Annotated in this window: 25 protein-coding genes; 14 read left to right on the top strand and 11 right to left on the bottom strand. The window is 60.6% G+C overall.

What is annotated here, in order from left to right:
* Positions 1 to 23 precede the first annotated feature (23 nt).
* The 9 genes from ACR3EN_RS07115 (at position 24) to ACR3EN_RS07075 (ending at position 5,890) form a co-directional block, all read left to right on the top strand.
* Positions 24 to 959 (top strand): aspartate carbamoyltransferase catalytic subunit, encoded by a 936-nt coding sequence (locus ACR3EN_RS07115; protein ID WP_480823450.1) that lies wholly within the window; start codon positions 24 to 26, stop codon positions 957 to 959.
* Positions 956 to 1,474 (top strand): hypothetical protein, encoded by a 519-nt coding sequence (locus tag ACR3EN_RS07110; protein ID WP_480823448.1) that lies wholly within the window; start codon positions 956 to 958, stop codon positions 1,472 to 1,474. Before ACR3EN_RS07115 ends, ACR3EN_RS07110 begins: the two co-directional genes overlap by 4 nt.
* Complete coding sequence (locus tag ACR3EN_RS07105; protein WP_480823446.1) at positions 1,459 to 1,845, top strand: hypothetical protein; 387 nt, start codon at positions 1,459 to 1,461, stop codon at positions 1,843 to 1,845. Before ACR3EN_RS07110 ends, ACR3EN_RS07105 begins: the two co-directional genes overlap by 16 nt.
* Entirely contained in the window at positions 1,842 to 2,294 is a 453-nt protein-coding gene (locus tag ACR3EN_RS07100) for a hypothetical protein (protein ID WP_480823444.1), read from the top strand. The genes ACR3EN_RS07105 and ACR3EN_RS07100 overlap by 4 nt, the downstream gene beginning before the upstream one ends.
* The gene (pyrC, locus tag ACR3EN_RS07095; RefSeq protein ID WP_480823442.1) at positions 2,291 to 3,571 is read left to right on the top strand and encodes a dihydroorotase; all 1,281 of its coding nucleotides are present in this window, start codon (positions 2,291 to 2,293) and stop codon (positions 3,569 to 3,571) included. Before ACR3EN_RS07100 ends, pyrC begins: the two co-directional genes overlap by 4 nt.
* Entirely contained in the window at positions 3,571 to 4,176 is a 606-nt protein-coding gene (plsY, locus tag ACR3EN_RS07090; RefSeq protein WP_480823440.1) for a glycerol-3-phosphate 1-O-acyltransferase PlsY, read from the top strand. The genes pyrC and plsY overlap by 1 nt, the downstream gene beginning before the upstream one ends.
* Positions 4,173 to 4,448 carry a hypothetical protein gene (locus ACR3EN_RS07085; protein ID WP_480823438.1) on the top strand — a complete coding sequence of 92 codons (276 nt, stop codon included), beginning with the start codon at positions 4,173 to 4,175 and terminating at the stop codon, positions 4,446 to 4,448. Before plsY ends, ACR3EN_RS07085 begins: the two co-directional genes overlap by 4 nt.
* A gap of 172 nt (positions 4,449 to 4,620) precedes the next feature.
* The gene (locus tag ACR3EN_RS07080) at positions 4,621 to 5,097 is read left to right on the top strand and encodes a YHS domain-containing (seleno)protein (protein ID WP_480823436.1); all 477 of its coding nucleotides are present in this window, start codon (positions 4,621 to 4,623) and stop codon (positions 5,095 to 5,097) included.
* A gap of 259 nt (positions 5,098 to 5,356) precedes the next feature.
* The gene (locus ACR3EN_RS07075) at positions 5,357 to 5,890 is read left to right on the top strand and encodes an outer membrane protein (protein WP_480823434.1); all 534 of its coding nucleotides are present in this window, start codon (positions 5,357 to 5,359) and stop codon (positions 5,888 to 5,890) included.
* 39 nt (positions 5,891 to 5,929) lie between these two features.
* Here ACR3EN_RS07075 and ACR3EN_RS07070 read toward each other — a convergent pair whose 3' ends face one another.
* The gene (locus ACR3EN_RS07070) at positions 5,930 to 6,913 is read right to left on the bottom strand and encodes a quinone oxidoreductase family protein (RefSeq protein WP_480870797.1); all 984 of its coding nucleotides are present in this window, start codon (positions 6,911 to 6,913) and stop codon (positions 5,930 to 5,932) included.
* A gap of 195 nt (positions 6,914 to 7,108) precedes the next feature.
* Here ACR3EN_RS07070 and ACR3EN_RS07065 point away from each other — a divergent pair, with 195 nt between their 5' ends.
* The gene (locus tag ACR3EN_RS07065) at positions 7,109 to 7,966 is read left to right on the top strand and encodes a DUF2189 domain-containing protein (RefSeq protein WP_480823682.1); all 858 of its coding nucleotides are present in this window, start codon (positions 7,109 to 7,111) and stop codon (positions 7,964 to 7,966) included.
* Positions 7,967 to 7,982: 16 nt separating this feature from the next.
* Here the strand turns inward: ACR3EN_RS07065 and ACR3EN_RS07060 are convergent, their stop codons facing one another.
* A complete protein-coding gene (locus ACR3EN_RS07060) occupies positions 7,983 to 8,969 on the bottom strand; it encodes an NAD(P)H-quinone oxidoreductase (RefSeq protein ID WP_480823430.1) in 987 nt (328 codons plus the stop codon).
* Positions 8,970 to 9,041: 72 nt separating this feature from the next.
* Positions 9,042 to 9,734, bottom strand: a complete 693-nt coding sequence (locus tag ACR3EN_RS07055) for a COQ9 family protein (RefSeq protein WP_480823428.1) — start codon at positions 9,732 to 9,734, stop codon at positions 9,042 to 9,044.
* Positions 9,735 to 9,845: 111 nt separating this feature from the next.
* Here ACR3EN_RS07055 and rpsU point away from each other — a divergent pair, with 111 nt between their 5' ends.
* The gene (rpsU, locus tag ACR3EN_RS07050) at positions 9,846 to 10,052 is read left to right on the top strand and encodes a 30S ribosomal protein S21 (protein WP_005614280.1); all 207 of its coding nucleotides are present in this window, start codon (positions 9,846 to 9,848) and stop codon (positions 10,050 to 10,052) included.
* A 290-nt stretch (positions 10,053 to 10,342) separates the two neighbouring features.
* Complete coding sequence (locus ACR3EN_RS07045; protein WP_480823426.1) at positions 10,343 to 11,572, top strand: CAP domain-containing protein; 1,230 nt, start codon at positions 10,343 to 10,345, stop codon at positions 11,570 to 11,572.
* A 53-nt stretch (positions 11,573 to 11,625) separates the two neighbouring features.
* On the opposite strand, the gene ppk2 is transcribed toward ACR3EN_RS07045, so the two are convergent.
* Positions 11,626 to 12,543, bottom strand: a complete 918-nt coding sequence (gene ppk2 / locus ACR3EN_RS07040) for a polyphosphate kinase 2 (protein WP_480823424.1) — start codon at positions 12,541 to 12,543, stop codon at positions 11,626 to 11,628.
* A gap of 454 nt (positions 12,544 to 12,997) precedes the next feature.
* Positions 12,998 to 13,456: an Lrp/AsnC family transcriptional regulator gene (locus tag ACR3EN_RS07035; RefSeq protein ID WP_480531788.1), complete on the bottom strand. Its 459-nt coding sequence runs from the start codon at positions 13,454 to 13,456 to the stop codon at positions 12,998 to 13,000.
* Positions 13,457 to 13,593: 137 nt separating this feature from the next.
* On the opposite strand from ACR3EN_RS07035, the gene ald reads away from it, so the two are divergent.
* Positions 13,594 to 14,712 (top strand): alanine dehydrogenase, encoded by a 1,119-nt coding sequence (ald, locus tag ACR3EN_RS07030; protein ID WP_480823422.1) that lies wholly within the window; start codon positions 13,594 to 13,596, stop codon positions 14,710 to 14,712.
* A 189-nt stretch (positions 14,713 to 14,901) separates the two neighbouring features.
* On the opposite strand, the gene ACR3EN_RS07025 is transcribed toward ald, so the two are convergent.
* The gene (locus tag ACR3EN_RS07025) at positions 14,902 to 15,663 is read right to left on the bottom strand and encodes a mechanosensitive ion channel family protein (RefSeq protein WP_480823680.1); all 762 of its coding nucleotides are present in this window, start codon (positions 15,661 to 15,663) and stop codon (positions 14,902 to 14,904) included.
* A gap of 267 nt (positions 15,664 to 15,930) precedes the next feature.
* Here ACR3EN_RS07025 and ACR3EN_RS07020 point away from each other — a divergent pair, with 267 nt between their 5' ends.
* A complete protein-coding gene (locus tag ACR3EN_RS07020) occupies positions 15,931 to 16,629 on the top strand; it encodes a glutathione S-transferase family protein (RefSeq protein WP_480823420.1) in 699 nt (232 codons plus the stop codon).
* A 45-nt stretch (positions 16,630 to 16,674) separates the two neighbouring features.
* Here the strand turns inward: ACR3EN_RS07020 and ACR3EN_RS07015 are convergent, their stop codons facing one another.
* From ACR3EN_RS07015 to pheS, 5 genes are all read right to left on the bottom strand, one after another.
* Positions 16,675 to 17,121: a YtoQ family protein gene (locus ACR3EN_RS07015; RefSeq protein WP_480823418.1), complete on the bottom strand. Its 447-nt coding sequence runs from the start codon at positions 17,119 to 17,121 to the stop codon at positions 16,675 to 16,677.
* Between the two features lie 81 nt (positions 17,122 to 17,202).
* Positions 17,203 to 19,599 carry a phenylalanine--tRNA ligase subunit beta gene (pheT, locus tag ACR3EN_RS07010; protein WP_480823416.1) on the bottom strand — a complete coding sequence of 799 codons (2,397 nt, stop codon included), beginning with the start codon at positions 19,597 to 19,599 and terminating at the stop codon, positions 17,203 to 17,205.
* Positions 19,600 to 19,677: 78 nt separating this feature from the next.
* Complete coding sequence (locus tag ACR3EN_RS07005) at positions 19,678 to 20,481, bottom strand: CE1 family esterase (RefSeq protein WP_480823414.1); 804 nt, start codon at positions 20,479 to 20,481, stop codon at positions 19,678 to 19,680.
* Between the two features lie 244 nt (positions 20,482 to 20,725).
* Entirely contained in the window at positions 20,726 to 21,304 is a 579-nt protein-coding gene (locus ACR3EN_RS07000; protein WP_480823412.1) for a hypothetical protein, read from the bottom strand.
* Positions 21,305 to 22,378, bottom strand: a complete 1,074-nt coding sequence (gene pheS / locus ACR3EN_RS06995) for a phenylalanine--tRNA ligase subunit alpha (RefSeq protein WP_480823410.1) — start codon at positions 22,376 to 22,378, stop codon at positions 21,305 to 21,307.
* Between the last annotated feature and the right edge of the window lie 38 nt (positions 22,379 to 22,416).

Below are 22,416 nucleotides of genomic sequence, written 5' to 3'. Positions count from 1 at the left end.
GATTGTCAGACAGGAGCCCGCCCATGCGTTTCGCCCATCGTCACCTTCTTGGCATCGAGCATCTGTCGCAATCCGATATCACCGCCATCCTCGATCTGGCCGAGACCTATGTCGATCTGAACCGCCAATCGACCAAACACTCGGACGTGCTGTCGGGGCTGACGCAGATCAATATGTTCTTTGAAAACTCAACCCGCACGCAGGCCAGTTTCGAGCTGGCGGGCAAGCGGCTGGGCGCGGATGTAATGAACATGGCGATGCAGGCCAGCTCGATCAAAAAGGGTGAGACGCTGATCGACACCGCCATGACTCTGAATGCGATGCACCCTGATCTGCTGGTGGTGCGGCATCCGCATTCCGGCGCGGTGGACCTGCTGGCGCAAAAAGTGAACTGCGCCGTGCTCAACGCCGGCGACGGGCGGCATGAGCATCCGACGCAGGCGCTGCTGGACGCGCTGACGATCCGCCGCGCCAAGGGCCGCCTGCACCGCCTGAACATCGCGATCTGCGGCGATGTTGCGCATTCGCGCGTGGCGCGGTCAAACCTGATCCTGCTCGGGAAGATGGAGAACCGCATCCGCCTGATTGGCCCTCCGACACTGGTTCCGCATCAGTTCGCGGATTTCGGGGCCGAGATTTACGACGACATGAACGAGGGCCTTAAGGACGTCGACGTTGTCATGATGCTGCGCCTTCAGCGCGAGCGGATGGATGGCGGGTTCATCCCGTCGGAACGCGAATACTATCACCGCTATGGTCTGGACGCCGCCAAGCTGGCACTGGCCAAGCCCGACGCCATCGTCATGCACCCCGGCCCAATGAACCGCGGGGTCGAGATCGACGGCACTCTGGCTGACGACATCAACCGGTCCGTCATTCAGGAACAGGTCGAGATGGGCGTCGCGGTCCGCATGGCCGCGATGGACCTGCTGGCCCGCACCCTGCGAGAACCCGCATGAACGACCTGACCGTCGCCCCCCATGAACGCGGCGTGATCCGCCTGTTCGCGCTGGACATGCGCGCCGAAGAGGCCAAGTTCCTTCGCGAACCGGGTGCCGCCGATCAGGTGCTGGGGGTCGATGGGCTGGACCCGGCGCAGATCGACATATTTCCGGTCTCCGACCTCGAAGACCTTGGCCTTTATGGCTATCTTAACGAAGGCTGCGGCGTCTCCGACGACCAACTGGACCGCGCAGCGCTGGAGCGGATCGAGGGCTGGGTCATGGCCCTGCGCAGCGCCGCCTTTCAGGGCCGCACGGCAACGCTGATTCCCGATCCGCGTCTGCGCCTGATCGGTCTGTTCACCGAAGAAGCGACCAACTGGTCCGGCGGCCCGATCGCAACCGAAAGCGCCAAGCCATTCTCGGCCTCGCAACCTCCGCAGGACGCGGGCAACGCGCGCCGCATCGGTTCATCCCTGATCGCCCTGCTGATCCTGATCGCTGTCGGAGGTGCCCTATGGCTGATCCTGTAACCTTCGCCCCCGACAAGGGTGCATACATCCGCACGAACACATGGCTGGCCGCCTTTGCCATGGCCGCCGCGATGCTGGTCCTGTGGCTGATCGGGAACCCCTATGTCTGGACCGGAGCCCCCGCAGGCCTCGCCGCGATCGGCATCCGCGCATGGTATCTGGCCTCGGAAGAGCTGGCCGCCAATTGGGAGATGTCCGAGACCACGCTTACCGGCCCCGGCCCACGCACGGTGGCGCTGAACCAGATCGAGGCTGTCAACACCATGGGCAGCTTTGTCCAGATCGTCACCAAGGGCGGCGATAAACACCTGATCAAGTATCAGGCAAACCCCGCCGCCACCAAAGCCGCCATCGAAAGGGCCATCGCATGAGCGACGAGTGGTGGCGAGACAGAATACCCGACGATGAAGAAGTTCTTTGGTTTGGGCGACCGCATGACGGGATTTTCCCGCATCATTTGGGATGGTCCTACAGAATTCTGATCGGCTCCGTGGGTTTGGCCTGGCTGGCTACCCCATGGATTGTGGACAGCGTACGAGACTTCTGGAAGCTGATCAGCTGCACCGGCGGGCTGGTGTTCATATTGTGGGCGGACCGTTACGTTCGGTCGCAAAGAGTTTATGTTGTTACGTCGCAAAACGCCTGGCAAATCAACAAAGACCTGAAACCCAAGAAGCTGGAAATCAATCAGTTCCTAAATTTCCGCACTGTGCCTTCAGCAGTGGTTTTCAGCCGTCACCCTTTTTTTAGATTTGACCATCTGCCCGACCCGGATGCCGCCTTGGCAGCCCTGACCCAAGCCCGAGAGGCCTCGATATGACCGACCAGCTCTTTACCAACGCCCGCCTGATCGACCCCGAGGCCGGGACGGACACGCTTGGCTGGCTGCAGGTCACCGATGGCCGCATTACCCTGCGCGGCGAAGGCGATGCCCCGACCACGGACGCGCAGGTGGTCGATTGTGGCGGGCAATGTCTGGCCCCCGGCATCGTCGATATCGGCGTCAAGGTCTGTGAACCGGGCGAGCGGCACAAGGAAAGCTACAAATCCGCCGGTCTGGCTGCTGCCGCAGGCGGCGTCACCACTATCGTCACCCGCCCCGATACCCTGCCTGCTGTCGACACGCCCGAAACGCTGGAATTCGCCACCCGGCGCGCACAGGCGGATGCGCCTGTGAACGTTCTGCCAATGGCCGCGTTGACCAAAGGGCGCGACGGGCGTGAGATGACCGAGATCGGGTTCCTGCAAGACGCGGGCGCTGTGGCCTTTACCGACTGCGATCACGTCATCACCAACACCAAGGTCTTCTCCCGCGCGCTGACCTATGCCAAATCCTGCGGCGCGCTTGTGATTGCCCACCCGCAGGAACCGGGCCTGAGCAGCGGTGCCGCAGCCACCAGCGGCAAATTCGCAGCCCTGCGTGGCCTGCCTGCGGTTTCTCCGATGGCCGAACGCATGGGACTGGACCGCGACATCGCCCTGCTTGAGATGACCGGGGCAGCTTACCACGCCGACCAGATCACCACCGCCCGCGCTCTGCCCGCGCTGGAGCGTGCAAAGTGCAATGGGCTGGACATCACCGCTGGCACCTCGATCCACCATCTGACGCTGAACGAACTGGACGTGGCCGACTATCGCACCTTCTTCAAGGTCAAACCTCCGCTGCGGTCCGAGGATGACCGGCAGGCGGTGATCGAGGCCGTCCGCACCGGCCTGATCGACACCATCAGTTCAATGCACACGCCACAGGACGAGGAAAGTAAACGCCTGCCATTTGAAGAGGCCGCCTCGGGCGCGGTGGCACTGGAAACCCTGCTGCCGGCGGCACTGCGGCTCTATCATGCCGAGCAACTGGATCTGCCGACGCTGTTCCGCGCCATGGCCCTGAACCCGGCGAAACGGCTGGGATTGAGCTCGGGCCGTCTGGCCGAGGGTGCACCCGCAGATTTGGTCCTGTTTGACCCGGATGTGCCCTTTGTGCTGGACCGGTTCGCGCTGAAATCGAAATCTCAGAACACTCCGTTTGACGGACAGCGGATGCAGGGTAAGGTCACCGCAACCTATGTGGCCGGAAACGAAGTCTACCGGAGAGCCTGATGCCCTTTTTTGACAGCACAATGACCCAGCTGATCCTGTGGGCGGGTCTGGGGTACCTGATGGGATCGGTCCCGTTCGGGATGATCCTTGCCAAGGTCATGGGGCTGGGCAATCTGCGCAATATCGGCTCGGGCAATATCGGTGCGACCAATGTGCTGCGGACCGGTAACAAGGGCGCGGCGGCACTGACGTTGTTGCTGGACGGGGCCAAGGGCGCGGTGGCCGTGCTGCTGGCGCGGGCCATGGCCGGAGAGGACGCGGCGCAGGTTGCGGCCCTTATGGCCTTCCTTGGTCATTGCTTTCCGGTCTGGCTGGGCTTCAGGGGCGGCAAGGGGGTTGCGACGTTTCTGGGTCTGTGGTTGGCGCTGGACTGGCGCGTGGGGCTTGCCTGCTGCCTGACCTGGCTGGTGAGCGCAGCGATCTGGCGCATCTCGTCGGTGGGCGCGCTGGCAGCAGCGGCGCTGTCGACCACATGGATCATGTTGCTGACCGACGGCAGCACGTTCATACTGGGCATTGTGCTGACCCTGCTGGTCTATTGGCGCCACAGCGCCAACGTGGCGCGCATCAAGGCCGGGACCGAGCCCAAAATCGGCAAATCGTGAGCGCCGCAGACCGCGTTGCACGCGCCCTTGCCGATCTGCCAACAGGTACATTTACCGCAACCGCCGATCAGCGCCGCTATGTGGTGTCGCACCAGATCATGGCCGCAGGACGATCTCACAAGCTGGTCGCGCATCAGCTTGGCGGGACGGACTATATCAGCCTGAACCTCTATCTGACACAAGCCAGCGGAGCGCTGTTGCGCCCCTGTGAAATGCCTGCCGAAAAGGTCATACGCTTCGTGCTGGCTTTGGTCCCTGACGTGCGCGAATGAACAGGTGCCCTTCGTCAATACACATTCACAATTGATTGTTTTGAATGTGAGCGACGGCCTTCCCAACTGTGATTGCGTGGCAGCCAATTACCGGTGCCGCAACAACAAATCCGGTTCGCCGGAGCAAAATTCAGGTGCTCGAACGCGGGCCTTTTCACGAAAGGTGAACACAATGAACAAGTTCAAATCCCTCATCGGCGGTGTCGCACTGTCTGTTGCAGTTGCAAGCACGGCTCTGGCCGCCGGCGTAGAACTGAACGCAAGCTCGACCGGCCTGGCGCTGCAGGGCTATGACCCGGTTGCCTACTTCACTGTTGGCGAAGCCACCAAAGGCGATTACCGCATCACCACACTGCACAACGATGCGCTGTACCGCTTTGCTTCGGAAGAAAACAAAGCAGCCTTTGAAGAAAACCCCGAGGCTTACCTGCCCGCATATGGCGGCTACTGCGCCTTCGGCACCGCGATGGGCTTCAAGTTCGATGGCGACCCGAACTACTGGAAGATCGTTGACAACAAGCTGTACCTGAACCTGTCGGCTGACATTCAGGAACGCTGGGAAGGCGATATCCCGGGCTTTAACGAGCGCGCCGACGCCAACTGGAAAGACATCGCAGACAAGACCCCTGCGGAGCTGCAAGAGCAATAATCCGCTGAAGACATTCAGTGCATCGGCGGCGGATCGTATCCGCCGCCGTTTGTCGTTTGAAGGCCTCTGACTCAGACCTATCTGTGCATCAGATAAGCGCCCGGTCGACCGGGCCCGCGCGTGCTGCCCTCTCAGGTCAGACGCACATCGTTCGGGACAGTTGAAAACGTGATGATCCGGTGCAGAGACCGGATCATTTTGTCGATACGAGGCCGTGCGTTAACACCCTGCGGCCGTTCTATGAGTTGAAGGAAAAAAGATGACAGCAAAACTGGTGATGTTCACGACTGTCGCGACTTTGGCGGCAGGCACTGCAATGGCACAGTCTTCGGGCAATTGGACAGGGTTCTACGGCGGCGCCCAATTGGGGTACGCCGATGTTGACACCAACCTGTCCGGCGTGGACGGCGACAGTGTGATCGGCGGTATTACTCTGGGATATGACTACGATCTGGGCGACTGGGTCGTTGGCGGCGGCTTTGACTATGACTGGACCGATGTGGATCTTTCTGGTGCCGCCACGGTCGAGCAGGTCTGGCGCATCAAAGCGCGCGCTGGGTACAAGGTGAACCCGCAGGGGCTGTTTTACGGCACCGCTGGCTATGCCGATGCCGATACAGATAACCTCGGCAGTGACGATGGCTGGTTCATTGGCGCGGGCTATGAACAGATCGTGGCGCCGAGTGTCAGTATCGGGGGCGAGCTACTCTATCACGAGTTCGACAATTTCAATTCCACCGGGGTGGACGTGGATGCCACGACACTCCAGATCCGGGCCACCTATCGGTTCTGATTGCAGACTGGGCCCGGCGCATCTGCCGGGCCCAACCGCTCAGGGTTCCAGAACCGTGCTACCTGTGGTCTGCCGCGCCTCAAGGGCGCGGTGGGCATCGGCGACCTGATCCAGCGGGAATTGCTGATCAACGTGGATTTTGACCTCACGCCCCTCGACCTTGCCGAACAGCCGTCGCGCCATCGCCTGGCACACGGCATGATCAGCGATATGCGTAAACAGGGTGGGCCGCGTCATCTTGAGCGATCCGCGCTGCGCCAGCATCCCCAGATCAACCGGTGGCACCGGCCCCGAAGCATTGCCGAAGGATATCATCATACCCAACGGTTTGAGGCAGTCCAAAGAGCCTTCGAACGTATCCGCTCCTATCGAATCCATGACCACATCAACACCCTTGCCGTCCGTGATCTCGGCCACGCGCTCCACGAAATTCTCGGTTCGATAGTTGATGCAATGCGCAGCCCCGTTGAACTGTGCGAGGCTGCATTTCTCATCCGTTCCGGCGGTTCCGATCAAGGTAATGCCTTCGGATTTCGCCCATTGACAAGCGATCAGGCCGACACCCCCGGCGGCGGCGTGAAACAGAACTGTGTCGCCGCGCTTCAAAGGTGTGGTGCGGTGAAACAGATACTCCACCGTCATACCTTTCAACATCATTGCAGCCGCCGCTCGAAACGAGATGCCCTCGGGCAACGGGCAGACCTGCGCGGCGGGCATCACGCGCGCCTCGGTGTAGGCACCAGGAGGTCCAGCAGCATATGCGGCGCGCTGGCCGGGTTCCAGATGGGTGACGCCTTCCCCCACCGCTTCGATCACGCCAGCGGCTTCCATCCCCAGCGCGTGGGGCAAATCCAGCGGATAGAGCCCGCTGCGCTGGTAAACATCGATGAAATTCAACCCGCAGGCGTGATGACGAATTCGAACCTCGCCCGGGCCCGGGTCACCCAGCGGGCGATCCTCGATCCGCAGGGCCTCGGGGCCGCCGGTTTCACGGATAACGACGGTGCGAGCGGTTTGCTGCATGGCTGCCTCCCTTGCCTTTGAAACAAAGCTAACATGCCTGTGCAGCAGGGCAATGGTTGTGGTCGCATAAGGGTGATCGGGCAGGTTTCTGCAAAATGTGCTATACTGATGGGGACGTTGCCGGTTGATCCGGTCACAGGCAATGCCCGCACCGGATGCATCCCGCAGCATATCCATGCCAAAGGGGGGATGATGATGGACAAGACAATCGGTAACCCAATCAGCTGGGCCGCCCGCCAGATGCGGGCGACCGGCGATCATGTGGCAGAGTCGGTCAGCGAGATCGGCAGCGCCGATACCGGAGCGATGCCGGTGGTGCATACGCTGACCCTGCAGGACCTGCGCGCCTGTCTGCGGGCGGGGTATAACGACTTTCTGGAGACCCGCGCAGATGCGGTGTTTGTGGTGCTGATCTATCCGATCGCCGGGCTTTTGATGTTCGGGATCGGGCTGAACAAGGACATGGTGCCCCTGCTGGCCCCGCTGATCGCGGGCTTTGCGCTGGTCGGGCCGGTTGCAGCGGTCGGGTTGTATGAGATCAGCCGCAAGCGCGAACAGGGCGGCGAGGTGCATTGGCTGGACGCGTTCGGCGTGTTCCGCTCACCCTCATTCGGAGCCATTCTGGCGCTGGGGTTCTATCTGGTCATGCTGCTGCTGGTCTGGTTGATGGTGGCGCAGAGCATCTATGCGCAGACCCTCGGGCCGGAACCGCCTGCCTCGGCCATGGGGTTTGTGACCGAGGTGTTCACCACCAGCGCAGGCTGGACGATGATTTTGACCGGAACCGCCACGGGGTTTGTCTTTGCGCTGGTTGCACTGGCGCTGAGCGTGGTCAGTTTTCCGCTGCTGTTGGACAGGAAGGTTGGTGTGCCGGTGGCCGTTGTGACCTCGGTCCGGGTGCTGCGGCACAATCCGCGCGTGATCCTGACATGGGGTGCCATCGTCGCAGCGCTGCTGGTGCTGGGCGCGATCCCGATGCTGCTGGGGCTGATCGTGGTGATGCCGATCCTTGGCCACGCCACGTGGCACCTGTATCGCCGGGCGGTCGCCTGACCCCCCAGGCATCCGCTTACCCGGCGACCTTGAGAACGATCTTGCCGATATGGCCCGAGCTTTCCATCCGCGCATGGGCTGCGGCGGCATCGGCCAGATCGAACTCGGAATCCATCACCGGCGCAACCTTCCCCGCCGCGAGCAGCGGCCAGACCGCTTCGCGCAGGTCCTGCGCAATGCACGCCTTGGCCAGATCGCTTTGCGGACGCAGAGTGCTGCCGGTCAGGGTCAGGCGTTTGACCATCATCAGGGCAAAGTTCAGTTCGACCACAGGGCCTTGCAGAAAGGCGATCTGAACCAGCCGCCCATCCTCCGCCAGCGCCTTGACGTTGCGCGGGATGTAATCGCCGCCCACCATATCGAGGATCAGGTTCGCCCCCCCCTCGGCGCGCATCGCGGCCACGAAATCCTCGTCGCGATAGTTGATCGCCTTCTCGGCCCCCAACTTGACACAAGCCTCGCATTTCTCTGCCGACCCGGCGGTGGCGAACACCCGCGCGCCAAAGGCATTGGCCAGCTGGATCGCGGTCGTTCCGATACCGCTGGAGCCACCATGCACCAGAAACCGCTCGCCCGCTTTCAGGCCACCACGGGTGAAGACGTTGGACCAGACGGTAAAGAAGGTCTCAGGCAGGCAGGCGGCCTCTTTCATCCCCATCCCTGCAGGCACCGGCAGGCAATGCGCGGCGGGCGTGGCGACGTATTCGGCATAGCCTCCGCCCGGCAGCAGAGCGCAGACCTGATCACCAACGGCCAGTCCCTCGACGCCCGAGCCGATGGCCACAACCTCACCCGACGCCTCAAGCCCCGGCAGATCGCTCGCGCCCGGAGGCGGGTCGTAGGCCCCTGCCCGCTGCAAGGCATCGGGGCGGTTCACCCCGGCATAGGCGACTTTCAGAACCACCTGACCCTCGGCCGGTTCCGGCATCGGGCGTTCAGTCAGTTGCAGAACGTCCGGGCCACCCGGTTGGCTGATCTCAACAGCGCGCATTGTCTGGGTCATGGGCATATCTCCTTTGCCTCCTGCCTAGCAGGCAGTAGCGCAGAGGCCCAGCAGCAAGTGGAAGCGGTGCGACTATCTCCCCGATGACAGCGAACCCGGCAGGTTGTCAGGCATCTTCATCGGAGCCTTCACCTGGCCCGCCAACCAGTTGGGTACGGCAAGGAATGGTTTCAGCAACGGATTGCCATTCACCTGCGCCTTGAGCTTTTCGAACTGCATCACGCCTTCTATCCGACGATCAAGGAATTCCCACGTGCTTTGGTGATCCGGGCTGTCATCCCCCAACCAATATAGCAGCGTCGAAGAATACACGCCCGATAGCGTGGCGCGCTTGGTGTACCAATTCACGTCGTCCGAGGTATCACCCAGCGCATCCCAGATCAGATCGCAGGTGCCCCAGACCGCCTTGGCCCCATCAGCGGCATAAATCGGCAGCGCAAACAGGGTCACGCCCCGGCGCACGGCCTCTTTGTCCTCGACCGCCTGCAGGCGGAAGCGCACGGCAGCGGCAATCTTGTCGCGGAATTTCAGCCCGCTCAGATCTTCGGATTTGATCCGGTCCAGCATCGCCGCATCACCGCGCGCATGAAATGCCAGCGCCAGATCGACCGCGCCGCGCGGGCAGATGGCACGAGCCAGCGCCACCTCCAGACCGCAATCGGAAATCGCCGCGCGAAAGCTGATTTCCGACCAGCCGTCAAACGGCACATGATCCAGAATCGCGTTCAGCAATTGCTCTTTGATGTCTTCATAATTGGCGGTCATGACGGTCCTCCGGGTTCTTGCACCAGTACTAGACAAGATAGCGGCGCTTTGCTATACGGCCACTTCCTGCAATTTCCTTGCAACTCTATCTAGAAAGGTGGTGACAACCACATGCAGGTTAGTGTTCGCGACAATAACGTCGATCAGGCGCTTCGTGCCCTGAAGAAAAAGCTGCAGCGCGAAGGCGTGTTCCGTGAAATGAAGCTGAAGCAACATTTCGAGAAACCGTCCGAGAAAAAAGCGCGCGAGAAGGCTGAAGCGATCCGCCGTGCCCGTAAACTGGCACGTAAGAAAGCCCAGCGCGAAGGTTTGCTCTAAGCACCTGACGCTCGTCCAGCTTTGGATGACACTATTTGACGACCCCCGAAGCATCGCTCGGGGGTTTGTCGTTTAAAGGACAGATTGCTGTGCCAATTGTGGCCACATGAAGGCAGCAATACGCCGATCCCTGTCAGGCCCGCATGATCGGCGTGTTCCAGCGCAAAGAATCGCGGTGCAGTTGCATTCCCTCGCCGAAAAATGCCCGGAATGACCACCGCTCTATCAACCGCCGCCAAGTCGCTCGTATCAGAGGCTGTCCACTCAGACACAACAAAACGGAGGCACTGATGTCGACAGCAAGCACGGTCGAGCGGGAAATGCTGGCGCTGATCAACCAAGAGCGCACATCCCGCGGGCTAGACCCCCTGCAACTTGAGACTCAATTGAACGAATCGTCCGAGGATCACAGCGAATGGATGCTGGAAACCGACCGGTTCAGCCACACCGGTGAAGGTGGCTCATCCGCGACCCAGCGGATGCAGGCGGCGGGCTTTGACCTGTCGGGCAGCTGGCGCACCGGGGAAAACATAGCCTGGCAATCGGAACGCGGCGTTCCGGGGATCAGCGATGATGTGGCGCAGCTGCACCAGAACCTGATGAACAGCCCCGGCCACCGCGCCAATATCCTGAATCCCGACTTCAAATATATCGGGATCGGGATCGAAACCGGCGACATGCAGGGTTTCGATGCGGTCATGGTCACCCAGAACTTTGCCACCACTCAGGCCCCTGTGATGCTGGATACGGCCCAAGCCGAGGCACCGGTAACACCGCCCACCGAAGATGTGGCCTTGCCAGAAGAAGAGGTCATCACACCACCCGCGCCAGAGGAAACACCCATCGCTGAAGCGCCAGCGCCCGAAGAGCCCGTCGTCGAAGCCCCTGAAACAGACGTGACGGAAACCGAGGCGCCTGTCGAAGAGGAGACGCCCGAAACTGACATGGCCGAAACCGAGGCCCCGTCAGACGAGACGCCGGACGCGGATGTGACCGAGGAGCCCTCGGATGACGCGCCGGATACGGATGTGACCGAGGTTGAGGAACCGGAAACCCAAACGCCCGTCGCCGAGGTGGAAGACCCTGAACCCGAGGTGCCTGAAACCGATGTGGCCGAGGTTGAGGAACCGGAATCCGATATCACCGAGGTCGAAGAACCTGTCGACAAGGTTGAAGAACCCCAGACAGACGTCACGGATGTCGAAGCGCCCAAGCCCGAAGCACCCGAGGTCGAAATCGCCGAACCAGACATGCCCGAGCTTGCCTGCTTTGACGTTCAGGCCTTTCTGGCCGAGATTCAGTCTTTCGTGACAGCGCTTCAGGCCCGGCTTGATCAATTTGACTGGGCCCCGGTTCAAACGGTCGATGCAGCACCAGAGATGGATGATTTTGACCTGATGCTGGGCCGCAATATCGCCGAAGATGTGATCGAAACCGTTGATGTCGCCATCGAAGAGGCGGCCGACGATTTCTGCGGTGTCTTTGTTTTCGAGATGAACTGCGGATACGACTTCGGCTGACAAGACAGCCAAGGTGCGGGGATCACGTTCCCGCACCGCCTCTCACAACATGATCAATAAATCTTAGGCACATACAGCTCATCAGGCAGGATGCGGCGTTCATATTCCGGATTATAGCGCCGGTCAGGAAGGTCTACCTTTTCCTGAGGGACATCATCGTAGGGGATCTTGGTCAGCAGGTGTTCGATACAGTTCAAACGTTCGCGTTTCTTGTCATTGCCCTCGACAATGTACCACGGGGCCTCTGAGATATTGGTGCGGAAGAACATATCTTCCTTGGCCTTGGTATAAGCCTCCCACCGGATGCGGGATTCCAGATCCATGGGCGACAGTTTCCACTGTTTCATCGGATCATGGATACGCATCAGGAATCGCAACTGCTGTTCTTCGTCGGTGATCGAGAACCAGTATTTCAGCAGGATGATCCCCGACCGCACCAGCATCCGCTCAAATTCGGGAACGTCCTGAAAGAACTGTTCAACCTGATCTTCATTGGCGAAACCCATCACCCGTTCAACCCCGGCGCGGTTGTACCACGAGCGGTCGAACAGCACGATCTCTCCGGCCGCGGGCAGGTGCGGCACGTAGCGCTGGAAATACCACTGGCTTTGTTCGCGACGGCTGGGCGCAGGCAGCGCGACCACGCGGGCCACGCGCGGATTCAGGCGCTGGGTGATGCGCTTGATCACGCCGCCCTTACCCGCGCTATCGCGGCCTTCGAACAGAATGCAAACCTTTGCCCCGGTATGCTGCACCCAGTCCTGTACCTTGATCAGTTCGGCCTGGAGGCGCAGCAGATTGCGGAAATACACCTTGCGGTCCAGCATGTCAGGGTGCTGATCCTTGTAGATCTTGCGCACTTCCATCGAGAGCATGGGTTCGCTGAACTCAATCTCAAAATCCTCGTCCAGCGTGTCTTCCAGCTCGGCTTCCAGCCAGTCTTTGGGGGCGCGGTCGTTTTCGTAGGCCAAGGTCTGCTCCTTATCATTTACCGGGACCGGACAATATCGGGGCTGTATAACCGGCGGATGTCATGATCCGCTTTGCTCGTACAATAAACGAAACAGGCGGTTGCGGGGTCTCCGGGCCCTGAATAATCGCGCGGTCTGGCCCGGGTTACAAGCGTCTGAATTGCCGCAACACAGGCGCACCCCGAATTTAGGTCTCTGCCGCCTGCAATATCGGCACTTGCCGTTTCGGCAGCACCCTTCGCATCAATACCCTGCACGACAGTAGAGGATCCATAAGCCATTTCTTGCCCCTGATTCCGGCGCTCTGACCGTGCTTGTTGCTGGTTGCAGTCCTGATCACACTGCTCAGTGGTCGGCTTAAAATCGCGCGTCGGAGGGCCTGCCGCTGATGCATTTTGGCTTCAACATGGCGCATCTGCTGTTGTTCACCTATCCCGGCCCAACCTGACTCCGTTCAAACCGGCAGCGCGGTTGTCTTGAAAACGGTCCGCAGCGCGAACGAGCTTTGCATCTGCGCCACTCCCGGCAAGCGGGACAGGTATTGCCGGTGGATACGGGCGAAATCCTCGGTGTTTTCGGCCACAACCTTCAGGATGTAGTCTGCCGTACCGGCCATCAGGTGGCACTCCAGCACGTCAGGTATCCGCGCCACGGCTTTCTCGAACGCCTCCAAAACCTCCTCGGCTTGCCCCTGTAGCGTGATCTCGACAAATACGGTGGTCGGCACGTTCAGTTTGCGCGCATCCAGCAGGGCGACGTAGTCCTTGATGTACCCTTCGGCCTCAAGCCGCTGTACCCGCCGGTGGCAGGCCGAAGGCGACAGGTTCGCCTGTTCCGACAGGTCAGCATTCGACATACGCCCTTTGCGCTGCAGCGCGGCCAGAATCTTTCGATCAGTTGCGTCTAATGTCATTCACGCACATCCATTGCATGTTTTTCTTGGTTCTTCGGATAATTTCCCACAGTTTCGACAATTGGCAAGTGGGGTTTCACAGAAATTGCATCGCAACCTGCCCATAATTTAAGCAGTTTATGAATGGAGTCTCTCTCATGAAAATCGGCTGCCCCAAGGAAATCAAACCTCAGGAGTTCCGCGTCGGCATGACCCCGAACGCCGCGCAGGAAGCGGTGGCGCGCGGTCACGAAGTGATCATCGAAACCGGCGCCGGTATGGGCTCGGGCTTTGACAACGAGGCCTATCTGGCCGCCGGTGCCCGCATTGTCGACACCGCGGAAGAGGTCTTTGCCACCGCTGACATGATCGTCAAGGTCAAGGAACCGCAAGCGGTCGAGCGCAAGATGCTGCGCGAAGGCCAGCTGCTGTTCACCTATCTGCACCTCGCCCCCGACCCGGACCAGACCCATGATCTGATCGCATCCGGCTGCACCGCGATTGCCTATGAGACCGTGACGGACTCCAACGGCGGCCTGCCCCTGCTGGCCCCGATGTCCGAGGTTGCGGGCCGTCTGGCGCCTCAGGTTGGATCTTGGACCCTGCAAAAAGCCAACGGCGGGCGCGGCGTTCTGATGGGCGGCGTTCCGGGCGTTGGTCCGGCCAAAGTGGTCGTGATCGGCGGCGGTGTTGTTGGCACCCACGCGGCCAAGATTGCCGCGGGCATGGGTGCGGATGTGACCGTTCTGGACCGCTCGCTGCCACGTCTGCGCTATCTGGACGATGTGTTTGGCGGCCAGTTCAAGAACCAGTATTCAACCGCAGGTGCAACTGCCGAGCTCATCCGCGACGCCGACATGGTTATTGGCGCAGTCCTGATCCCCGGTGCCGCCGCCCCCAAGCTGATCACGCGAGAGCAGCTGTCGACCATGAAACCCGGCGCGGTTCTGGTGGACGTGGCGATCGACCAGGGCGGCTGTTTCGAGACATCGAAGGCCACCACACACGCCGATCCGATCTATGAGGTCGACGGCATCATGCATTACTGCGTCGCCAACATGCCGGGTGCGGTCGCGCGCACTTCGACCATCGCGTTGGGCAACGCGACGATGCCGTTCATGCTGTCGCTGGCGGACAAGGGCTGGAAACAGGCCTGTCAGGACGACCCGCACCTGCTGGCGGGTCTGAACGTCCATGCTGGTAAACTGACCTATTACGCGGTGGGCAAGGCTCTGGGCATCGACGTGGTTGCCCCGAGCGTAGTGATCAAGTCGTAAACCCTCCCGCCCCTGAAAGCGCTCTCTGACGAGAGCGCTTTACAGCGTTGGGCCAAGCGCCGCGCCTGTGGCGCGTCGCGGTCTCGCCTGACGCAGGCCATCAAAAAACAAAGGCGCCGCGCAGAATGCGCGGCGCCGGGCCCAACCAGAGAAGGGCATTTCCAATGCCCGCCCGTCGGGCGGGAGCCTTTAGCCCTCTTTGTGAATTTCCACAGAATGCGGATAGGGGATCGATACGCCCTTGGCGTCAAAGGCCTCTTTGATCGCTTTGGTCAGTTCAAACTTCACATCCCAGTAATCCGCCGCCGCACACCACAGGCGCGCCGTCAGGTCTACCGAGCTGTCGCCCAGATTGGTCACCCGCACCCATGGTTCAGGATCACCCATAATCCGGGCGTCCGCCTTCGCCACATCCAGAATGATGCCCATCGCCTCGTCCGCGCTGTCGCCATAGTCGATGCCAAACACAAGATCGACCCGACGGGTGTCATGGGCCGAGTAATTGGTGATCACCGACCCCCAGGCCTGACCGTTGGGCACGATGATCTGCACATTGTCCGGCGTCACAAGTTCGGTAGTAAACAGGTTCAGGTCCTTCACCGTACCCGCCGTGCCACCGATATCCACATACTGACCCAGCTTGTAGGGCCGGAACACCACCAGCATCACCCCGGCGGCCAAATCGCTGAGCGTGCCCTGCAAGGCCAGACCAATCGCCAACGAAGCCGCACCCAGAATGGCGACGATACTGGTCGCCTCGATCCCAAATATGCCCAGGACGGCGACAAAGACTATCGCCAGCAGGACCCATTTCACAAGGCTTGCGACAAAGTTCCCCAGCGTCGGGTCAATATGCGGCGTCGCGTTAATGCGCCGCCGCACCAGCCCGCTTATCGCTCCGGCCACGATCCAACCCAATATCAGAACGATCAAGGCCTTGATCGCGCTCATGATCAGCGGGGCGAATGCACCCACCTGTGTTACGACGTCGTCCACGCGTCTCTCCTTTGCAGCAACAACAAACCCGCGCGTTAAGCGCGGGGATCACGGGAAAGTGTGCTTTAAATCAAACCATAGGTCTAGGTGCTGGATACGCGAGTTTTCCCCCGTGCTGTTCTTCAGCAAACAACCTCTGTCCAGCCCTGCACACTGAAACACCTGACTTTCCGGTGCAAAGCCACCACATTTGCACAAACTGCATCGCTTCAGGAGCTCATCATGCTGGACACCGCCGCATTCCCGATCATGGCCAAATGGCCGCCTCAGTTTCCCGACCGCATCCAACTCTATTCCTTCCCCACACCCAACGGCGTGAAGGCTTCGATCATGCTGGAAGAAACCGGCCTGCCCTACGAAGCACATACCGTGACGCTGGCCGATGCCGATGTCAAAAGCCCAGAGTTTCTGTCGCTGAACCCCAACAACAAGATCCCGGCGCTGATCGACCCCAACGGGCCTGACGGAGAACCTCTGGGTCTGTTCGAAAGCGGCGCGATCCTGCTGTATCTGGCCGAGAAAAGCGGCATGCTGCTGGGGCAGAGCAAGGCGGACAAACATCGCGTCACCCAATGGCTGATGTTCCAGATGGGCGGGCTGGGGCCGATGTTCGGTCAGCTGGGCTATTTCCACAAATTCGCCGGCAGCGAGATCGAAGACCCCCGCCCCCGCGAACGCTATGTGGCCGAGGCCAAGCGGCTGCTGAACGTGCTGAACACTCAGCTGGACGGGCAGGACTGGATCGCCGGAGATTACTCAATCGCCGATATCGCCATCGCGCCCTGGTTGCGCGGGCTTGACTATTACGGGGTCAAAGAGGTGATCGGCTGGGACGAGCACACGCATGTGAACGCTTATCTTGACCGGTTCCTTGAACGACCGGCAGTGCAAAAGGGTCTGACCATTCCACCGCGAGGCTGACCCCAGACAAGGGCCGCGGCGCTGAAACGCCGCGCCCGCCGCGTATCAACCGGGCAACACGCCCGTCTGGACATAGCGCAGAATTTCGACCACCTGCGCAGGCTCCTCTGCAACGGCCAGCGCCGCCGCATCCACTTCTTTCAGCGCATGCTGATGGTCGGGGCCATGCAGCACGATGATCGACTTGCCCAATGCCGCCGCATAACCGGCATCAAAGGCGGCGTTCCACTGTTTGTACTTGTCGCCAAAACGCACAACGACAATATCCGCGTCCGAGATCCCCTTGCGGGTCCGGATCGCATTGACCATCGCGCCCTTGTGATCGTGCCAATACTTGTTCGGCTCCGCCCCAAGGATCGCCACACCGCAATCGTCCGAGGCCGCGTGATCGGTCACCGGACTGCTGAACACAACGTCCAGCCCCTCGGCTCCCGCAATGATCTGCTCACGCCAGTACGTGTGAATCTCACCGGACAGATAAACCTTCAACATCTTCTTCTCCTCCCATGAAAAAGGGGCGCGACCGCCCCTTCATCTTTTCAAAAAATACTCCCGCCGGAGGCGGAAACACCCTCAGCCCCGCAGCACGCCGCCGGTGGCTTTCGTCACCTTTTCGACGATCTTGGCGCTGACCACTTCGATGTCTTTCTCTTTCAGCGTCGCATCCGACGGCTGCAGCCGCACGGTGATGGCCAGAGATTTCTTGCCCTCACCCAGACTGCCGCCGATGAATTCGTCAAAGACGCGTACATCCTCGATCAGCGCCTTGTCCGCACCAGCTGCGGCGTTGACCAGCGTCAGCGCCTCGACATCCGCGTCAACGACAAAGGCAAAGTCCCGCTCGACCGCTTGCAGATCGCGCAGCTCTAACGCGGATCGGGTCGCGCCAGACTTGCGCGGCATCGGCACTTCATCCGGCCAGATGGTGAAGGCCATCGCCGGGCCCTTGATATCCATCGCTTGCAAGACGCGCGGATGCAGCTCTCCGAATACACCCAGAACCTTCTTCGGACCCAGACAGATCTTGCCGTGCCGTCCCGGATGCCACCAGCCATCGCCGCCACGCATGATCTGAACCTTGGCAGGCGCGCCTATGGCGGCCAGCACGGCCTCGGCATCGGCCTTGGCATCATACAGGTCCACAGGCCGCGACGCGCCATGCACATCCTTGGGACCATCACGGCCCACCAGCAGCCCCGCGATCTGGGTGCGCTGATCCCCGGGTTCGCCATCGTGGAACACCGGGCCGACCTCGAACAAAGCCAGATCCGCATAGCCGCGCGCCTGATTGCGGGCCGCAGCCTGCAGCAGACCGGGCAGCAGATCGGGGCGCATATGGCTCATCTCGGACGAGATGGGGTTTTCCAGCATCGTCTTGTCGTCACCGCCATCAAACAGCGCCGCCGAGGCCTGATCGATGAACGTATAGGTCACGCATTCATTATACCCCAGCGCCGCACAGGTCCGCCGCGCCATCGATTGACGGCGCTGCGCAGGCGTCATCACCGGTTTCGGGATACCATCCGTCACACGCGGCAGCGGCTTGCCCTGCAGCTTGGTCAGGGACGCAATCCGCGCAACCTCTTCCACCAGATCAGCCTCGCCCATGATATCGGGCCGCCAACTGGGCACATGCGCCATCTCGCCATCCAGGCGGAAGCCGAGGCGCGTCAGCGTCTGGCGCTGCTCGCTTTCCGGAATATCCATCCCGACTAGAGACTGCACCCGCGCCGCGTCCAGCTTATAGGCGCGCGCATGGTTCGGGGCCTTGCCCGCCTCGACCACGTTCGAGGCCTCACCGCCGCAGATATCCAAAATCATCTGCGTCGCGTGTTCCAGCCCTTCGCGGGTGTATTCGGGGTCGACACCGCGTTCAAAACGATAGCGCGCATCGGAATTGATCTTCAGCGCCCGCCCGGTCAGCGCGATCTGCACATGATCCCAGAACGCGCTTTCGAGGAACACGTTCACCGTGTCCGCGGTACAGCCGGTCTCTTCCCCGCCCATGATGCCCGCAATCGATTCTGGGCCTTTGTCGTCTGAAATCACCATCATGCCGGGCTGCAGGGTGTATTCTTTCTCGTCCAGAGCCACCAGTTTCTCGCCACCTTTGGCGCGGTGCACCCGCAGGTTGCCCTGCACCTTGTCGGCATCGAACACATGCAGCGGGCGGTTCTGGTCGAAGGTCATATAGTTGGTGATATCCACCAAGGCCGAAATGGGCCGCAGACCAATCGCTTTCAACTGATCCTGCAGCCATTGCGGGCTGGGACCATTCTTGACACCTCGGATCAGACGACCGGTGAAGTGCGGTGCGCCATCCAGAGTATCCTCGTCGATGCTCACCTTGATCGGGCTGTCGAAATCACCCGGCACCGGCGCATAAGCGCGCTCTTTCAGCGTGCCCACACCGCGCGCAGCCAGATCGCGTGCGATGCCCGCCACACCCAGTGCGTCGGGTCGGTTCGGCGTGATCGCAATCTCGATCATCGGATCGACCTTGGATGGCTCGTTCTCGGTCAGCCAGTCCACGAACCGATCCCCCACTGCGCCCGAGGGCAGCTCGATAATGCCGTCATGCTCGTCCGACAGCTCCAGCTCACGTTCCGAGGCCATCATGCCAAAGCTCTCAACGCCTCGGATCTTGCCGACGCTGATGGTGATATCCAGACCGGGGATATACATGCCCGGTTTGCACACCACGACGGTGATGCCTTCTCGCGCGTTGGGGGCGCCGCAGATAATCTGCAGATCGCCCTCATCGGTTTCCACCGTGCAGACGCGCAGTTTGTCGGCATCAGGGTGCTTCTCGGCATGTTTCACATGGCCCAGCGTAAAGCCCGCCAGCCGATCCGCCGGGTTCACGATCTCTTCGACCTCAAGGCCAAGGTCGGTCAGCGCCTCGGCGATCTCGTCAACCGACGCGTCCGTATCGAGGTGGTCTTTCAGCCAGGACAGAGTGAATTTCATTGCTCGGGGCCTTTTTTGGCAGATATCCAGTCGGCACAGGCAATGGCAAAGATTGCGCCAAGGTGCAAGCGCCGCGCGTCAGGGATAGGTCGGGGTGCGGCCCAAAAGCTCGTCCAACTGCCGCCCGATCCAGCCATGGGGGATGAAATGCCCGCCGGGATGCGTGTCCAGCGTGACCTGACCGTGCGCGCAGTCGGTCCATTCAACGCGGCTGAGAGTCAGGATCGGCACCACGCTCCAATCCCCGCGCGGGGTGGCGTCATGACAGTCATAGGTCGAACGCCAAAGCGACACCGGATAGGTCGTGTCGCCATTCTCGCCATAAGGAAAATCCATCACCGTATCGCTCAGCCCATGCACATGCCGCGCCTCACGCGGGGCCTCAGGGCAGTGCTCGGTCTGACGGATGCTGCCCGCGACGGCCAGCAGGGCGGCGATGTCATTGCCTGACTGGCAGACATAACGCCACGCCATCGCGCCGCCGAAGGAATAGCCCGAGACATAGATGCGTTCCGGATCAACCGGATAGCGCTTTGCCACGTCGTCCAGAACCGCATCTGCAAAAGGCACATCCCGCGTGTCCGCCGACCAGAAATCCCAGCTTTTGCCCAACCCGTTCGGGGCCACCAGCAATACGCCACGCAGCTTGGTCGCACCGGCGATGCGCTGATGGTTCACCACCACGGTCCCCTGTCGCGCCCAGCCGTGGAAATGCAGCAACACAGGCAGAGGTGTCTCGCCGTCCCACCCCTCGGGCTCCAGCACATGATACGAGCGGTCGCCCACCTCACAGGCCGTATCGCCGTGGCAGTCGGATTTCCAAGGCCCCATGGCGAGTGCCGGGGTAGCGGTTAGCAGCAGGAAAAGCAGTCGGTATATCATAGGCCGGAGCCTAGCCACCTGACGCCAACTGTCACGTCACAACCCCGTGCGAGCCTGTAACAAGCCGCGCTGTCGCCAGACCGCGGGATGGCGATCCTTGGTCTGTATTGGGCACTTTATGCCAGCCAAATCCGAGCGCTGTTCGAGCGTTGCGCTGACGGAGACAAATCGCCAGCCCGTCCGGGCGGTCTGGCGATAGCGCGGCGGCCTATCGGCCTTTGCTCCGCGCACCTAGTTTACTCACTTAGAATAGTCCCACTACGAACTGCACTAGAAAAGCCAGACCAAACAGAATCAGTAGCCACAACAGACTATAAGTAAGGCTCGAGAAACGTTGCACAGTAAAGAAGTCGACTTCTTTCCCAACACTCTCCGAACACCTTACCGAGTCAAGATAAGCAGCACGCTGATTGAGATAAACGCAATCAAGAGTAATCAACTCATCGGCTGCAATATAGGGCAACTTGATCAGGCACTGACCATTTTCAATAGCTTCATAGCTAACTTTTTGACCCGGATTAATCGAAATATTCCTTGGAAAATGGCTCAGGACTAGACTCACGTCCGTGGCAGGCTTCCGTCCCTTATTTTGAACAAAAAATTGCTCGTTATAAATCTCTAGGAAGTGGTCTTTTTCGGGAGCGCCTTCCTGATTTTGGGATAGATTTAGGTTGTGCAAACTGGAGTGCGCCCGACCGAAGACCAAAATAGGCCTCAGTCGAAACCCATAAAAAATTAGAGCGGCGAGCAACGTAAACGCCAGCGCAACAAACTGTTCGCCCAGCGACGTCAAAAACTCCCAAACCGCGCCTATTAGCTCCATTTACCGGCTCAAACCACCATGCAGGTTCGGCATATCCAGCGCTGCAAACCCGTAGTGGCGCAGCCACCGCAGATCGCTATCAAAGAACGCCCGCAAATCCGGAATGCCGTATTTCAGCATCGCCAGACGGTCGATGCCAATCCCGAACGCGAAGCCCTGATAGACCTCAGGATCAATCCCACCGGCGGCGATCACCTTGGGGTGGACCATGCCAGAGCCCAGAATCTCCATCCAGTCGTCGCCCTCACCGATCTTCAGCTGACCATTGTCCCAGGAACAGCGGATATCGACCTCGGCCGACGGCTCGGTGAAGGGGAAATGCGAGGCGCGGAAGCGCAGTTCGACATCGTCGACCTCGAAGAACGCTTTCACGAACTCTTCCAGAACCCATTTCAGGTTCGCCATCGAGATGTCCTTGTCGATGGCCAGCCCTTCGACCTGATGAAACATCGGCGTGTGGGTCTGGTCGTAGTCGGCGCGGTACACACCGCCCGGGCAGATCACGCGGATCGGCGCGCCCTGTTTCTCCATCGAGCGGATCTGCACCGGAGACGTATGCGTCCGCAGCACATGCGGCGGGCGCTCGTCGCCCTCGGCGCGGTGCATGTAGAACGTGTCCATCTCAGCCCGCGCAGGGTGATGGCCGGGAATGTTCAACGCGTCGAAATTATACCAGTCGTCCTCGATGCGCGGCCCTTCCGCCACCGAGAAACCCAGTTCAGCAAAGATCGCGGTCAATTCTTCGGTCGCCTGGCTGACCGGGTGGATCGAGCCCTGACGGCGCGCGCGGGTCGGCAAGGTCACGTCCAGCCATTCGGTGCGCAGACGCTCATCAAGTGCGGCATCAACCAAAGCCGCCTTCTTCGCGGCCAGCGCCGAGTTGATCTCATCTTTCAGGGCATTCAGCGCGGGGCCTGCGACCTGACGTTCCTCGGGGGTCATCTTGCCCAGCTCGCGCATCTTCAGCGCGACCTCGCCTTTTTTGCCGACAGCTGCGACGCGGATCGCCTCAAGCGCGTTTTCGTCGCCCGCTTCGGCGATTTGCCCCAGATATTTTGCCTTAAGATCGTCCATGACGCTTACCGAAACCGGCCCCTGACTTTTGCTTTGGA

The organism is Ruegeria sp. G7 (genome assembly GCF_056535465.1).
Note: the sequence above shows the minus strand (reverse complement) of the source record. Positions and strands in the feature narration are given on the sequence as shown.